Origin of the sequence: Bacillus sp. SRB3LM (assembly GCF_015712745.1) — a bacterium.
Lineage (GTDB): Bacteria > Bacillota > Bacilli > Bacillales > Bacillaceae_G > Bacillus_A > Bacillus_A thuringiensis_K.
Genome location: NZ_VWVQ01000004.1, coordinates 131,958 through 147,215, shown reverse-complemented (window position 1 = coordinate 147,215; position 15,258 = coordinate 131,958). Strand labels below are relative to the sequence as shown.

Below are 15,258 nucleotides of genomic sequence, written 5' to 3'. Positions count from 1 at the left end.
GTTAAAAGTAAAAAGAGCAGTTATTTATTATGACTGCTCTTTTTTATGGTAAGAAGTACAACCTGGGTAAGAAGCAGGCTACACTACAGGTAGTGTTTGCGGAATATCGAGTTTTATTCAACAAGGATAGTTCCATTCTTAAAATAGAGAGGTCGCCTCAGGTTATTATTTTCACATATTTTAACATTCTTTGACATTTTGATTTTGTGAGACATTTTAGTTTTTTGTTTAATTTATGTTTTTATCTACATATTTTCCATAATCAGGTGTAGCAATTTTATCAAATTCTTGAACCAGTGTATTGAGGCTTGTTGATAGCAATTCACCTGACATTGGTATCCCATGTCCAGTAATAGCGACTAGAGGCTTTAATTCTTCTAATTTAATGACTGATTCTTTAGCTGCTTTCCAGTCTGTTGTTAAATAACGAGGGGGTCCGCTTATTTCCTGTTCTTGAGTTATTACTTTATACAGATACTCCTGTTTCACTGTAACAAAAGCGTCCCCAGCAATTAAAGTTCGGTCTTTCTCTCTGAATAATGAAATATGCCCAGGAGTATGCCCTGATGTATGAATCCATCTAAACTCTGGCATATGGGGAACAGTTCCATCGGTAGGTAGTGCTTTTACGCTATTTCCTAAATCAATCGGTTCATTAGGGAACAGGGGAGACATTTTCGCTACCATACCACCTTCAACTGTTGGATCTGGTTCAGGATAGCTTTGTTGTCCAGTCAAAAACGGTATCTCCATTTGATGGGCATAGACTGGAACATCCCAATATTTAATGAGTTCAATTATTCCTCCAACATGATCAAAATGGCCGTGAGTTAAAATAATTGCTTTTGGGCGACTATTGGTACCAAATCGATTCTCAGCGATAGAGATAATTTCATTTGCACATTTAGGCATTCCAGCGTCAACTAAAACAAAATCATCGGTATGCGGATTCCCAACAAAACATATGTTGACGATTTGAATCGTGTAGCAAAATAAATCAGGCAATACTTCGATGCCATGACCACTTTCAATTGAAGTTGCTGGAATAAACTTATAATCACTTCCATAATTCATCTCATTGTCCACTTTTTATCCCCCTTACTATATGTTAATACGACATTATAGTTCCCTAATTTCTCAAATCCATTTTGGAGGATTTGAGAAAAGAATGAGTGGGGGATTAAAAAAACAATAATTTACTCCTAGAATTAAGGTGGAGACATATCAATTTATATAAAGTGCAAACAAAAAATATTGATTGTAAAGTCGTAGTTTCTACTATTATTTTGAGTTTAAGTGTATATCTTTTAAGAGGATATACCAAGTTCTTTTATTTTGATAATTACTTGAAACTTGAATAGGGAAAACATGATCAAGCCCCCATTCTAATTCGTTTATTTCATTTTCAAGTCCTGTTGGATAGAGTAAAAGAATCTTAAAATTATTTTTAACAATATTCGATAAAACGGTTTGTAATTCTAGTGCTTCAGTCAAGTTTCCGCCCCATCTAACAAATAAAATGGATTGTGAATGATGAATTTTTTCGTAAAAGTTATCAATTCTTCGATCTAATTTTTGTTTAAAATCATGGTATGTGATGAACCAATCTTCATTTGGAATAACAGGGAAATCATGATAAGATGTTACGTTATATTTTGTGTCTTTTATAATATGAGAAAAAACAGGTTGTATCACACCATCATTAAACACAATATTTTGTTCCTGCATTGCGTGCATGTTTTTTAAATCCATAAAGTCTATAAAATTATTTTTCAATAATGTGTTGATAGAAGAAAGATTCGGTGATTCAAACCAATCTAGAGGACCTGAATATTTCCGCAGCCTATATTTTTTCAGATGGATAGCGGTATAACAATTTTCCCCTAAACTAATAACATCATCATAAATTCCTTGAAGTTTTTTCATTTCCAATACAATCATCCTTTTTTTGGAAAGTGTGAGAACTAATTCATTATAAATAATATATGTATGTATAAAACCTCCTGTGAAAAGGCTCACAGGAGGTTAAACTAAAGCGTATTTCGAGTTATATACTATTTGTCGAGGTAAGAATTGTGTGTGATAATTAATGGCGTGTTATAAAAAAGGAGAAAAACAGAAGTACATTGAAGTTAGTTGTGAATAAATTATAATTTAAAATTGAGCGGAAATAAGGAGCCCCAGTTACTTCATTATGCAACTGGGGCATTTTCTAATCTCTTCCTAACTTAATTATATCATGTAAATCAAGTTCGAAATAGACTGTTTCTTCTCATTTACTACTGTTACAATCAAGAACACATGAATAGTAAGGAGAGGTGCCAAATGAGTTCTTTCGTTCTCGGTTTTCAGGAAATAGAAAAAACACAGCTTTTTCTCGTTGGTGGAAAAGGATTGAATTTAGGGGAGTTATCCAATATTCAAGGGATACAAGTGCCAGAAGGTTTTTGTGTTACAACGGTAGGGTATGAACAGGCCATCGGAAAAAATGAAGCATTTCAAACTTTGTTGAATCAATTAAAAATGCTAAAAATTGAGGAACGAGATGAAATTGGTGAAATTAGTAAGAAGATTAGAGCAGTCATTATGGCGGTGGAAATTCCAGTTGATGTAGTGGAATCAGTAGCTCATTATCTCTCGCACTTTGGCGATGAACATGGGTATGCAGTGCGTTCGAGTGCTACTGCTGAAGATTTACCGTATGCCTCGTTTGCTGGTCAACAAGATACGTATTTAAATATTATTGGAAAAGAAAACATTTTGCAGCATATTAAAAAATGCTGGGCTTCTTTATTTACAGATCGAGCGGTTATATACCGAATGCAAAACGGTTTTGATCATAATCAAGTTTCTATATGTGTTGTCATTCAAAAAATGGTTTTCCCTGTGGCTTCAGGGATTTTATTTACTGCGGATCCGATTACTTCGAATAGGAAGGTGTTGTCAATCGATGCCAGCTTTGGACTTGGCGAAGCGCTAGTATCTGGATTGGTTTCTGCAGATAATTATAAGGTAATAGAAGACGAAATCGTCGAAAAGGTCATCGCAACGAAAAAATTAGCCATCTATGGACGAAAAGAAGGCGGAACAGAGAGAAAGAAAATTACTCCTAATAAGCAAAAAGTTCAAACACTTACTGAACAACAGATTTTACAACTAGCACGCATCGGAAGACAAATCGAAGCTTATTTTGGTTGTCCGCAAGATATTGAATGGTGCTTAGTTGATGATACATTTTATATAGTCCAAAGCAGGCCAATTACGACTTTATATCCAATTCCAGAAGTAAATGATGGGGGAAATCACGTTTATATATCAGTTGGTCACCAACAAATGATGACCGATGCGATGAAACCATTAGGTTTATCCTTTTTCTTGTTAACGACTAATGCTCCTATGCGCAAAGCGGGAGGAAGGCTGTTTGTTGATGCTACGCAACAATTAGCTTTACCTGCTAGCAGAGATTATTTAGTAAACACTTTAGGGAAATCGGATCCACTCGTAAGAGATGCATTAACGACTATAATCGAACGAGATTATTTTATTAAATTATTACCGGATGAAGAAAAAGAAAAGAGTGCTAGTAAAAGTAAGCCACCAGTAAGTTCGCAACCAGAAATCGAAATTGATCCAGCAATCGTTACAGATTTAATAAAAAATAGTGAAGCATCAATCGAAGAGTTAAAGCGAAACATGCAAACGAAATCAAGGGTGGATGTACTTGATTTTATTTTGGAAGACATTCAGCAATTAAAGAAAGTATTATTTAACCCGCAAAGTATAGCGGTCATTATGGCAGGTATGAATGCTTCGGCTTGGATTAATGAAAAAATGGAGCAATGGCTAGGCGAAAAGAATGTAGCAGACGCGCTTTCTCAATCGGTACAAAATAATATTACGTCAGAAATGGGGCTAGCATTAATGGATGTTGCTGATGTGATTCGGCCGTATCCAGAAGTTATTGCGTATTTACAACATGTAGAAGAGGATAACTTTTTAGATGAACTTGTTCAGTATAACGGCGGAGAAAAAACTCGAGATACAATCATTGCTTTCCTAAATAAATATGGAATGAGATGTAGCGGAGAAATCGACATTACGAAAACGCGCTGGAGTGAGAAGCCAACAACCATTATCCCAATGATATTAAATAATATAAGAGACTTTGAATATGGTGCGAGTAAGCGGAAGTTTGAAGAAGGACTGCAAGAAGCTTTGAAAAAAGAAGAAGAATTATTAGACCGATTGCAGCACGTGCCGGATAGTAAACAAAAAGTAGAAGAAACGAAGCGAATGATTCGTAATATCCGTAATTTTATTGGCTATCGTGAATATCCAAAATACGGTATGATTAATCGTTATTTCATATATAAGCAGGCGTTATTGAAAGAAGCTGAGCAACTTGTGCAGAGCGGTGTCATTCATGAAGTTGATGATATTTACTATTTAACTTTTGAAGAGCTTCACGAAGTTGTTCGCACGAAGAAACTAGATTACGAAATTATTCATAAACAAAAAAATGATTATAAATTATATGAAAAACTAACGCCTCCGCGTGTAATGACGTCTGATGGAGAAATCATTACAGGTAAATATAAACGTGAAAACCTTCCAGCTGACGCGATTGTAGGCCTGCCTGTTTCTTCAGGAGTGATTGAGGGAAGAGCTCGCGTTATTTTAAACATGGAAGAAGCGAATTTAGAAGAAGGAGATATATTAGTTACTGCGTTTACTGATCCTGGCTGGACACCATTATTTGTATCTATAAAAGGATTAGTCACTGAAGTCGGCGGGCTGATGACCCATGGAGCGGTTATCGCACGTGAATATGGATTACCAGCAGTTGTCGGGGTAGAGAATGCTACGAAATTAATAAAAGATGGGCAACGAATACGGGTACATGGAACAGAAGGGTATATTGAAGTGTTGTAATGAAATAAAAGATCATCCGCTATAAATAGTGGATGATCTTTTATTTTGCAACAACTCATTTCTTTAAACCAGCCGCATAAAAAGGACCATGAACTGCGATTGTTGATAAAAAGCGAGCAATCTCCTCAGGTGTTTCTTTTTGTCCATTATTTAACCATTGTTGGATGACACCTATATGCGCAGATGCCATATAAGAAGTTAAGTATTATTGCGACACTTGTAATTGGGTTTGGTCTTACATGGATTGCGGATGGGATGGTAGGGTTAAATATCTCGAACTTCACGGATACAGCTCTATTCTTATCCATTACTTCTTTTAGTTTCTTCTTAATGATATCTGCGGTACTTTCATTAGTTGGGCTAAAAGGGATCGGTTTATTCGCTTTATTACTATTCTTCGGGGCGCCGTTATTATCGTTAGCACCTGAGATGTTGTCTCCGTTTTATCAAGACTGGGTTTACTCATGGTTACCAATGAAATTTATGATTGAAGGCCTAAGAGAAATCTTCTTCTTCGGAAAAGGGTTAAGTTGGAATACTCCTGTTACTGTACTCGTTTGGATTGGTATAGTAAGTATGGTTACTATATTAGCAACTGCACTCAAACGTAGTGTAGTAAAAGGGCATGAAACAGAATTGAATGCTTAAAAACAAGCTGTTTCACTAATTAGTGAAACGGCTTGTTTTTGATTTTTTCTCAATGTAAATGCCTGATTGTTGAAAAGTGTATTGTTTAGAATTAAGTCGGAATCTCTAAAAATCGCGTACGTTCCAAACAATCTCACCACGTTCATCATCCCACGTACTGTGATGACGCTTAAATCCTATCTTTTCTAGTACCCGGAGGGAAGCGATATTCCAAGCACCTACAGTCGACCAAAGTCTTTGGCGCCCAGTAGCAATCGCTGCGTCCAGTACAATAGATGCCGCCTCAGTCGCATAACCTTTACCATGAACGCTACGGAACAACTCGTATGCAACCTCCGGCTCTTCAATTGTGGAACGTCCAATAATTAAGCCACAGTATCCGATGAAATCACCTTCATTGCGCCTTCGAATAGTGAGAAGAGAAATGCCATTTTCGTCTGCCTTCTTGCGCATCTCAATGAGCCGGTTACGAACGGAATCAACGGCTGGAATGTCCACGCCACGTTCGCCAATTAATTTGCTCAGCCAAACGGAATCGGATTCCTCCCACATACTAAGCTCAAGTCTTTCGGTTTTCAGCTGGAAGGCCATAGTTTTAAATAAAGATGGCATAGTGGTACCTCCTAGTTATATGACTGGATTCATAATAGCTTCGCATCTCAACACCACATCTGGTTGGAAACCTGATTCATTCGCGAATTTATAGCAACAGCGTACAAAAAAATAGTGATATTTTATCCGCTATTTGTCGTGTAGTAAAATCCCCACTGAATATAGTTTCACTTTATGAATAAGCAATTCCTTTGCAAAATAGACCCTTTTCTCAAACTTTTCTTTCAATCTAAAGCCGTCCCGTTATATACATAGGCTCCTACTATTTCTAAATGCATAAAATGTTAAGCGAAAGTATGAAGGGATACGATGTATAATTCGAATTATTATGATTGGTATAGACAAAATGATAAGTTGATTAGTGATATTGAAAAAGCTATAAATGGAGAGTATAGCGCTATAAGCTGCTATGCAAAATTAGCGAATATGGCTCCAAATCAAGTAGAACAAAAATAAATTTTTGAAATTCGTAATGATGAAATAAAGCATTTCCACAACTTTGTACAAATTTATACGAACTTAACTGGCAGGCAGCCGAAAGCACAAATTACTGAAAACTGTTCGAATACGTATTTACAAGGATTAGAGTTTGCTATACAAGATGAACAAAATCATGCAGTATGGTTTTTATATTACTTCCTGAAGTCGAAGTGAGCATTAAGAATGAACGGCTAATGTGGTGCATATATTAGAAAACATTTTAAAACGTAGTGCAACAATTGAATGAAATATTTAAATGTAAGCAGAAGGAAACCGTTTCGCTAGTAGTGGAGCGGTTTTTTATGATGTACATATGTATCGACAAAATATAGTAATTACATTTGATATATAATGTATGAAATGAAAATGAATAAGTTAGGAGCAGACATATGAAAAGAGGGATTACAGTAGATATTCTAGATGGATATGATAATTTACTTTGGAAAGTATTAAAGCCAATTGATATTACTGTATTTGATTGGCAAGTCATGGGAAGGGAGGAAGCTTATATAATAATAGGGAATGAATTAGGTCCAGAATTATTTTCAGAAGATAACGAGATCATGGAAGGATCAGAATTAAAAAAGCTAATAAAAGATAACATATATTATCTTTTATTTTTAGATCTAAAAGCATGTCCAAAAGGAGAGGCACTAGGAGAAATTGCAACATTTGAAGAATTTAAGGAGAGTAAGTGTGAAGTAGTCGTATTAGTAGCGGATGGTGAGTATATACAAATTTATGCGAAAAACCAAGAAGAGATTGAAATGATGTATGAAAACGCAGTGAATCAAGGATTTTATGTAGAATATATTACAGATGAAAATGATGGAAGGACTCGTTTGTCAGTATGGTAGCAATTTGAAAGGGGAAAGGCAATATGGAGAGCAATATAAGTAAAGAATATGCAATTCGAATTGCTACTGAAAATGAAAGTGATAGTATTATCCTTTTATTAAAAGAGGTAGCACAATGGCTACAATATAAAGAAGTGGATCAGTGGCAGAAGCTACGGCTGAAATAATAGAATGTATAAGAGAGAAATATACATATGTTGTTCTGAAAGAAGATGAAATAGTGGGTACGGTTACAGTTTCTCCTAAACAAAATGAATGGGATGAACATATTTTTGGTAAAGAGGAAGTTTCTAATTCATTATATATTCATAGATTTGCGGTGAAACGGAAGTATAAGGGGAACGGAATTGGCGAATGGATTTTACAGTGGATAGAAGAGAATGTACAACATGACAAAGAGTATTTGAAGTTAGATTGCGTGGGGCATAATCGTACGTTGAATGATTTTTATAAGAAAAATAGTTTTGAATATGTTGGGAGTACGGATGGGCTTAGTAAGTTTCAAAAGAAAAGGAGAATGTGAATGCATCCAATTAATGTAAGTTTAGTTAAAAAGTTAATACAGGAACAGTTTCCTGAATGGGCCCATTTAGAAGTGAAACCTGTAAAGTTTAGTGGGCATGATAATAGGACGTTTCACTTAGGGGATGAGATGAGTGTAAGATTGCCAAGTGATGTGGCATATGCACCGCAAGTAGAGAAAGAAAATAAGTGGTTACCACTATTAAGTAAGGGGCTTTCTTTACCGATTTCTACCCCACTTGCGAAAGGAAATCCGTCTGAAGCGTATCCATTGCCTTGGTCTATTAATAAGTGGATAGAGGGAGAAACAGTTACGAAACAAAACGTTCGGGATTTAAATGAATTTGCGGCGGACTTAGGATCTTTTTTAGTAGAATTGCAATCTATTAATGCGAGTAACGGACCTTTAGCTGGAACACATAATTTTTACCGAGGCGGACTTATATCTGTATATGATGAAGAGGCGAGAGTTGCTATTGAAAATAATAAGGATGTTTTTGACGAGGCATTATTAAAGCACCTTTGGAATGTAGCACTTAGTTCTACATGGGACCGTAAGCCAGTTTGGATTCATGGAGATGTAGCACCGGGGAATTTACTCGTTAAAGAGGGAAAACTTTGTGCTGTAATTGATTTTGGTATTTTAGGTGTAGGAGATCCTGCTTGTAATGCAGCGATGGCGTGGACGTTTTTTGATGAAAATAGTAGAAATGTATTTAAAGAAGTATTACGCATGGATGAAGAAAAGTGGAATAGAGCGAGAGGATGGGCTCTTTGGAAGGCGTTAATTACATATGATGCGAATAGGGATAGTAATGAAAAAGTAGCAGAAGAATCGTATCGTATCATTCAAGGGATTGTGGATGATTATGAGAGGTAATAGAAAAGCCTATTTTAAAATAGGCTTTTTCATATGATTAAATAGTAGAAATGGAAAGAAGGAATATAACATAATTATACAGAATTTTTAGATAATAGGAGGTGTCGAATTTTGAGTGAAATTGAATTAAAGAGTAATGTAATTAAGACAGGGCGAGAGAAGGGGATTATTCTTCGGTTTATACTTGCTAGTCTCGTTGGGGTGTTTATGTTTTTCGTTCCTGTTACGATAAACGGTGCATCGTCTATTATGATTGATCATATCGTATCGTGGATTAGGGCTTCGGTTCCAGGCGTAGTACCTTATTATGCATTGTTCGTTATGGCGATTGGTGCGATTTATCCATTTTATACGAAGAAATGGAATGCATCTATCGTAGACATTTGTTTTTCTATTTTAAAAGTAGTTGGCGTTGTTTTTGGCATATTATATTGTTTAAAAGTAGGACCAGCTTGGTTCTTTGCGCCAGATGTTGGACCGTTTTTATATGAGAAGCTAGTCATATCAGTAAGTTTGCTCGTTCCAATTGGCTCGGCGTTTTTAGCGTTATTAGTCGGATATGGATTGCTTGAATTTATCGGTACATTCTGTCGTCCGATTATGAGGCCATTATGGAATACGCCGGGGAGATCGGCAATCGATGCAGTTGCGTCCTTCGTTGGAAGTTATTCGCTTGCTCTCCTTATTACGAATCGCGTGTATAAAGAAGGAAAGTATACGACAAAAGAAGCGGCGATTATCGCTACAGGATTTTCTACAGTATCCGCTACATTTATGATCATCATCGCAAAAACATTAGATATTATGCATTTATGGAATGTTTATTTTTGGACTACACTTGTTGTAACATTCATCGTGACTGCTATCACCGTAAGAATCCCGCCCCTCAGTAGAAAACCAGATACATATGTAACAGAAGAAGGGTTCCCAGAGCCTGTTTATAAAGAGAAAATGTTAGAACGTGCTTGGGAAGATGCGTTAGAAGTATCAAAATCTGCACCGAGCATTATGAAAAACATTGCAGTGAATTTAAAAGATGGATTTATTATGACGATGGGAATTTTACCATCTATTATGTCAGTAGGATTAATTGGTATCGTCTTAGCGAAGTTCACGCCAATATTTGATTGGATTAGTTATATTTTCTATCCATTTACATGGCTATTACAATTACCGGAAGCAGAATTAGCTGCTAAAGCCGCATCAGTTGGTATTGCAGAAATGTTTTTACCGTCATTATTAGTAGTAAGTGCACCACTTGTGACAAAGTTTGTTATTGCAGTTGTTTCCGTATCATCTATACTGTTTTTCTCTGCTTCCATTCCTTGTATATTATCAACAGATATTCCGTTAAAAGTATCTGAACTTATTATTTTATATGTGCAGAGAACGATTTTAACGTTGCTTATCATTACGCCGATTGCTTATTTGTTGCTTTGAAGTTTTAATAAGATAAAGTTATAAAAAAGAAGCCGTCTGTAAAAAGAGGGCTTCTTTTGTTTAAAAGCGGGATATTTTTATTTATTTTTCGTATATGACGTAACGCTTCTTAAGAAGATTCCTAGTCCCGCAAAAAAGAACCCTAAGCATAATAAGCTGCCTGGCGTTCCCCAAGTAATTTGATCTAACATTTTTTATCCCCTCCCGTTTATCATTATATAGGATTTATTGGAAAATATGAAAAGCTTTTTTTAAGGGTTACTGATGAGTCTTCCTACCGTATAATACGAGAAGAATATATTTGAAAAGAATTTTTTTATTATATTTTTTTATTCTTATAATACGTTTTTAATTCTTATGATATAGTAACAACAAAGGGGGCTTACAAATGGAATTTATTCACGAAAGAGCAAAGTTGCGGTTAATGGATAATACTGATGTCGAAACTTTGTTTTCGATTGTAGAAGGAAATCGGGATATTTGGGCGTATTTAATCTCTAAAATGGATAGTGTGCAAGATATGCAACAATACGTTCAAAAAGCGATAAAGGGTTACGGAAGAGGTACTCAAATACCTTTCGTAGTCGTAGATCAACAGACGAATAAGATTGTAGGAAGTACACGTTTATATAATATTTCAGTAGAAGATAAGACAGTTGAGTTAGGGCAAACGTGGTATCATCCGAGTGTGCAACGTACGAGTATAAATACAGAGTGTAAGTATATGCTTCTCCAGTATGCTTTTGAAAAACTGCATATGCTTAGGGTACAAATTAAGACGGATGCAAGAAATGAAAAAGCACAACGAGCAATTGAAAGGTTAGGCGCAGTAAAAGAGGGTGTGCTTAGAAATGAAAGAAAATTACCGAATGGTTATGTGAGAGATGCGGTGGTGTACAGTATTATCTCGAGTGAATGGCCAGGCGTAAAAGAACAATTGTTAGAAAAATTAGAGTTATATAAAGAAAAGTTATAATTCGTGTTTTGAAAGGTATATTGTTCGTGAGGTATGAAAAATATACCTTTTTTCTTACAAAATGCTACTTTATTTTAATTCCTTTTGTTTCATCGTTCCCTTCTGAGAAAAAATTCGTTACAATGTAGTTGTATGGTAATAAACTTATGAATTTAAAAAATGTAATGAAAACCGCAAATGAAAATGAATTGATAATCCTCAATTTTAAATGAAAACCCTTTTATATATAAATAACAAGTAAAGTTCCTTCTTTTAAATAAACTCAAACAAAACGATTTGATATAAATGTTTTTTATAGAAGTATGGATGATGTACGGAGGCAATTACAAATGAAAGAGAATAAGAAGAGTAAGAAAAGACGAATCTTTCAAGTATTTTTACTAATGATTTGTTCTGCTATTTTATATGTAAGTTATGCAGCTTACGATATTTGGAGTTATCGTTTTAAAGCAAATGATGACGTGAAAACGGATGCTGGTATCGTACTAGGAGCAGCTTCGTGGAACGGAAAACCATCTCCTGTATTTAAAGAAAGAATTAATCATGCGATTTCTTTATATAAGAACGGAAATATTAAAAAGATTATTTTTACAGGTGGTACAAAGTTCGAGGCAGAACTTGAGGAAGCACGTACTGCAAGAGTATATGCAATGAAACAAGGTGTAAAAGAGGAAGATATTTTAATTGAAACTAAATCCCTTTTCACTGAAGAAAATTTAAAAAATGCGAAGCAAGTTGGAATAGAGAACGGAATACGCACATACACGATTGTAAGTGATCCACTTCATATGAAACGCGCAATGAGAATTGCAAAACATATTAATATTGAAGCGTATGCTTCACCAACGCCGACATCAGCATATAAAACGTTAGACACAGAAATTCCATTCTTCTTTAAAGAATTATTCTCGTATATTGGATATGTAACCTCTTTGCCATTAAAGGCATTGAAGGGAGATTAACATAAGAAAAGAACCTATCCTTAAATAGGAACTTTTCTTATTAGTCAAAAACATTGTATTTTTATCGGAATAGTGAAACAATAGAGAGGTAGCTTCATATAATCATAATGAAAAAGTGAGCGGTTGATGAATCGAACATAAAGGAGATTATAGTATGGCACTCTCATTTGTTGAAACAGAAGAACAATCTTTCATTATTGCACAAATAAATAAATTGATTCCGAAGTTCATGGAAAGGGAGCATCAGCTAAGTGAATTAGGATCATTTCCGTATGAAAATATAAATGATTTGAAAGATATCGGATATACGAAATTAACATTACCGAAGGAATTTGGTGGTAGTGCGATTTCTTTATATGACTTTGTTTTATTTCAAGAGAAAATCGCGGAAGGCTGCGGAGCTACTGCATTATCGATTGGCTGGCATCTTGGCATTGTGAAAGAGCTAGCGGAAAATCGCTCTTGGAATGATGAGATGTTCAAATGGTTTTGCGAAGAAGTACGTAATGGTGCGCTCTTTAACAGGGCAGCAACAGAACCGAAAACAGGGAGTCCGACGCGTGGCGGCAAACCAGAAACAATAGCGGTTCAACAAGGCGAGAAGTGGGTTATAAATGGAAGAAAAACTTTTACAACGATGGCGCCAGTACTTGATTATTTTATTATTTCAGCAAGTATGGAAGGCCAAGAAGAAGTTGGTGAGTTTGTTATTCCAAGAAATACACTCGGTGTATCTATTGAAGAAACGTGGGATAGCGTTGCAATGCGAGGGACTGCTAGCCACGACCTTGTCTTACAAAATGTAGAGATAGAAAGTCGCTTTTTTACAGATATAAAAGGCGGGAAAGTAAAACAAAAGGGTGTTGGCTGGTTGCTACATATACCAGCATGTTATTTAGGAATTGCACAATCAGCAAGAAATTATGCAGTTCAATTTGCGGAATCATACAAGCCAAACAGTTTAAACCATTCTATTAGTTTATTGCCAAATGTTAGAAAATTAATTGGAGAATTAGAACTTGAGCTTATGCAGGCTCGTGTCTTTTTATATCAAATTGCGAAAAAGTACGATGAGGCAGAAGATAAACTATCACTGCAAGCAGAATTAGCAGCCGTGAAATACGCCGTAACAAATGCGGCGATATCTATAGTGGATAAATCGATGCGCATCGTAGGAGCAAAAAGTTTATCAGAAAAAAATCCGCTCCATCGTTACTATTTAAATGTCAGAGCAGGATTACACAATCCACCGATGGATGATGCAACATTGTCTATGTTGGCGGATGCGGCGTTTCGGTCGTAGTTTTTAAATTTTACATTTTATTGTTTGTGGATATTATAGTTGTTTTGAAAGCACGGGTTTGATTAGTAATCAAACCCGTGCTTTTTATGTGTATGAAGTACTTAGTTGAGATGTAGGTTTTTAATATAAATGATTATCATGGTTTGTGATTGTTTCTTGTTGAAAAATTCTTATTGTAATGCCAGTTTGGAGGCTGTATAAACATTTTTCGTATTTAATCCCAAATTAATGGTCTTTCTAAGTTTACCATTCGTAAATATTGTAAAAATTGACCTGCATGGACCGCATCATGATAGGCAATTCGTAATAGCATATCGCCTAAATATCGTTGATAGCCAACATCGCTTCTATCAATAAGTCTTGAATCTAGCTCGGCTATGCTTATTGATTGAACATATTCTATGAAGTCAGTAAAGTATGATTGTGCCAATTCAATTTCTTTTTTTACACAAGTAATCGGCTCGTCATCATACGTGATACGTATGTCGTTTATTGAACCGTTGTTTTTTATAATCATATGGTAGTAAAAAGTTGAACTCCATACATGACGAATCATCTCACCAAAAGACATAGCCTCAGGATCAGGCTTCCAATTAAGAAAATTATTAGGAAGAGAATTCCATAATTTTTCTGAGCGCCTTCTCGTTTCTTTCAAATTTAATATACTAAGATCAATTGCATTCATAATAAATTCTCCTTTACTATTAAACTTAAAATAATTGTATCAATTTAATAGTTAGGGTATCATCGAAATATGAATGTATATCCGAATATCTCATATATAGCTAAACTAATTGCTGAACCTACAAGAGCAATCATATTAGATTGTCTAATGAATAATCAGGCACTACCCGCTAGTGAATTGGCTTATATGGCAAAAGTGTCACATCCAACAATTAGTTCTCATCTTTCTAAATTAGTAGAAGGGAATTTACTTACAGTTGAACAACATGGTAGACATCGTTACTATCGACTTGCTAATCAAGAAGTTGCAGAAGTGCTTGAAAAGTTAGGGACAATCGCACCAACAGTTCAAGTTCGCTCTTTAAAACAATCAGGTCAACTAAAACAAATTCGTTATGCTCGAACTTGTTATGATCATCTTGCAGGCAAACTCGGTGTAGAGATAACTGAAAAATTACTAGATAGGCAATTTATAATTTTAGAGGATGGAGAATACATTGTAACGGAACAAGGTAAGAAATGGTTTCTGAATTTTGGAATAAATGTTGATGAGGCAGATACAAAAAGGAGGGTATTTGCAAAACCTTGCCTTGATTGGAGTGAACGGCGTTACCATATTTCCGGTTGGTTAGGGTCTGCAATTGCAAAACTGCTTTTTGAACAGGGATGGATTACCAAAACGGATAAGAACCGAGCTGTCCATCTTACAAAGAAAGGTGTAAAGTTATTGGAAGATCAATTAGGCATTGATATGAAAACTGAGGAAAGAAAAGCTTGAAATTAGAAAAGTCCGTCAAAATGACGGGTTTTTTTCATTATGGTAGGAGTGTACATGAATAATAGGATGTTACCAATAATTGTTGCCAATAAAAAAATCTTTCTTTTCATTCTTCTTTTTTAAGTTTTAAAGGAGAAAGCTAGGCTTCTTATTTTTACTAATGTTATAATAAGAAAAAAGCACG

At 35.3% G+C, this 15,258-nt stretch carries 12 protein-coding genes and 4 pseudogenes; 11 read left to right on the top strand and 5 right to left on the bottom strand.

Annotated features, from left to right (window positions below):
* Positions 1-228 precede the first annotated feature (228 nt).
* Entirely contained in the window at positions 229-1,086 is an 858-nt protein-coding gene (locus tag F3I02_RS02330) for an MBL fold metallo-hydrolase (RefSeq protein ID WP_000368279.1), read from the bottom strand.
* Positions 1,087-1,281: 195 nt separating this feature from the next.
* Positions 1,282-1,941, bottom strand: a complete 660-nt coding sequence (locus F3I02_RS02325; protein ID WP_003301681.1) for a DUF1796 family putative cysteine peptidase — start codon at positions 1,939-1,941, stop codon at positions 1,282-1,284.
* 384 nt (positions 1,942-2,325) lie between these two features.
* Between F3I02_RS02325 and ppsA the strand changes: the two genes are divergently transcribed.
* Positions 2,326-4,932, top strand: coding sequence for a phosphoenolpyruvate synthase (gene ppsA / locus F3I02_RS02320; protein WP_196477526.1), 2,607 nt, complete (start codon positions 2,326-2,328; stop codon positions 4,930-4,932).
* Between the two features lie 55 nt (positions 4,933-4,987).
* Here the strand turns inward: ppsA and F3I02_RS02315 are convergent.
* A pseudogene (locus tag F3I02_RS02315) lies at positions 4,988-5,137 on the bottom strand (TetR-like C-terminal domain-containing protein); the annotation flags it as partial.
* 2 nt (positions 5,138-5,139) lie between these two features.
* Here F3I02_RS02315 and F3I02_RS02310 point away from each other — a divergent pair.
* Positions 5,140-5,580, top strand: a pseudogene (locus F3I02_RS02310) (ABC-2 transporter permease); the annotation flags it as partial.
* Positions 5,581-5,685: 105 nt separating this feature from the next.
* Here F3I02_RS02310 and F3I02_RS02305 read toward each other — a convergent pair.
* On the bottom strand, positions 5,686-6,192 hold the full coding sequence (locus F3I02_RS02305) for a GNAT family N-acetyltransferase (protein WP_001139525.1): 507 nt from the start codon (positions 6,190-6,192) through the stop codon (positions 5,686-5,688).
* Positions 6,193-6,501: 309 nt separating this feature from the next.
* Between F3I02_RS02305 and F3I02_RS02300 the strand changes: the two are divergent.
* The 8 genes and pseudogenes from F3I02_RS02300 to F3I02_RS02265 all read left to right on the top strand — a co-directional run bounded on the left by F3I02_RS02300 (position 6,502) and on the right by F3I02_RS02265 (position 13,612).
* Positions 6,502-6,846: pseudogene (locus tag F3I02_RS02300) on the top strand (ferritin-like domain-containing protein).
* A gap of 215 nt (positions 6,847-7,061) precedes the next feature.
* Complete coding sequence (locus F3I02_RS02295; RefSeq protein ID WP_196477525.1) at positions 7,062-7,529, top strand: DUF2691 family protein; 468 nt, start codon at positions 7,062-7,064, stop codon at positions 7,527-7,529.
* Between the two features lie 23 nt (positions 7,530-7,552).
* Positions 7,553-8,052, top strand: a pseudogene (locus F3I02_RS02290) (GNAT family N-acetyltransferase).
* Positions 8,053-8,931, top strand: a complete 879-nt coding sequence (locus F3I02_RS02285) for an aminoglycoside phosphotransferase family protein (protein WP_163050786.1) — start codon at positions 8,053-8,055, stop codon at positions 8,929-8,931. It abuts the pseudogene before it with no gap.
* A gap of 111 nt (positions 8,932-9,042) precedes the next feature.
* Positions 9,043-10,371, top strand: a complete 1,329-nt coding sequence (locus F3I02_RS02280) for a YjiH family protein (RefSeq protein ID WP_001289420.1) — start codon at positions 9,043-9,045, stop codon at positions 10,369-10,371.
* Between the two features lie 388 nt (positions 10,372-10,759).
* Positions 10,760-11,347 carry a GNAT family N-acetyltransferase gene (locus F3I02_RS02275; protein WP_000394342.1) on the top strand — a complete coding sequence of 196 codons (588 nt, stop codon included), beginning with the start codon at positions 10,760-10,762 and terminating at the stop codon, positions 11,345-11,347.
* A 329-nt stretch (positions 11,348-11,676) separates the two neighbouring features.
* On the top strand, positions 11,677-12,309 hold the full coding sequence (locus tag F3I02_RS02270; RefSeq protein ID WP_000662216.1) for a YdcF family protein: 633 nt from the start codon (positions 11,677-11,679) through the stop codon (positions 12,307-12,309).
* 154 nt (positions 12,310-12,463) lie between these two features.
* On the top strand, positions 12,464-13,612 hold the full coding sequence (locus F3I02_RS02265) for an acyl-CoA dehydrogenase family protein (protein ID WP_001218340.1): 1,149 nt from the start codon (positions 12,464-12,466) through the stop codon (positions 13,610-13,612).
* A gap of 214 nt (positions 13,613-13,826) precedes the next feature.
* On the opposite strand, the gene F3I02_RS02260 is transcribed toward F3I02_RS02265, so the two are convergent.
* Positions 13,827-14,297 carry a DinB family protein gene (locus tag F3I02_RS02260; protein ID WP_000991285.1) on the bottom strand — a complete coding sequence of 157 codons (471 nt, stop codon included), beginning with the start codon at positions 14,295-14,297 and terminating at the stop codon, positions 13,827-13,829.
* Between the two features lie 69 nt (positions 14,298-14,366).
* On the opposite strand from F3I02_RS02260, the gene F3I02_RS02255 reads away from it, so the two are divergent.
* Complete coding sequence (locus F3I02_RS02255; protein ID WP_001103802.1) at positions 14,367-15,074, top strand: ArsR/SmtB family transcription factor; 708 nt, start codon at positions 14,367-14,369, stop codon at positions 15,072-15,074.
* Positions 15,075-15,258 lie beyond the last annotated feature (184 nt).

What these genes read in the sequence shown, in the direction of transcription:
- F3I02_RS02305 (WP_001139525.1), bottom strand. Translation starts at nt 6,192, where the DNA reads ATGCCATCTTTATTTAAAACTATGGCCTTCCAGCTGAAAACCGAAAGA.
- F3I02_RS02295 (WP_196477525.1), top strand. Translation starts at nt 7,062, where the DNA reads ATGAAAAGAGGGATTACAGTAGATATTCTAGATGGATATGATAATTTA.
- F3I02_RS02255 (WP_001103802.1), top strand. Translation starts at nt 14,367, where the DNA reads ATGAATGTATATCCGAATATCTCATATATAGCTAAACTAATTGCTGAA.
- F3I02_RS02325 (WP_003301681.1), bottom strand. Translation starts at nt 1,941, where the DNA reads ATGATTGTATTGGAAATGAAAAAACTTCAAGGAATTTATGATGATGTT.
- F3I02_RS02265 (WP_001218340.1), top strand. Translation starts at nt 12,464, where the DNA reads ATGGCACTCTCATTTGTTGAAACAGAAGAACAATCTTTCATTATTGCA.
- F3I02_RS02260 (WP_000991285.1), bottom strand. Translation starts at nt 14,297, where the DNA reads ATGAATGCAATTGATCTTAGTATATTAAATTTGAAAGAAACGAGAAGG.
- F3I02_RS02270 (WP_000662216.1), top strand. Translation starts at nt 11,677, where the DNA reads ATGAAAGAGAATAAGAAGAGTAAGAAAAGACGAATCTTTCAAGTATTT.
- F3I02_RS02275 (WP_000394342.1), top strand. Translation starts at nt 10,760, where the DNA reads ATGGAATTTATTCACGAAAGAGCAAAGTTGCGGTTAATGGATAATACT.
- F3I02_RS02285 (WP_163050786.1), top strand. Translation starts at nt 8,053, where the DNA reads ATGCATCCAATTAATGTAAGTTTAGTTAAAAAGTTAATACAGGAACAG.
- ppsA (WP_196477526.1), top strand. Translation starts at nt 2,326, where the DNA reads ATGAGTTCTTTCGTTCTCGGTTTTCAGGAAATAGAAAAAACACAGCTT.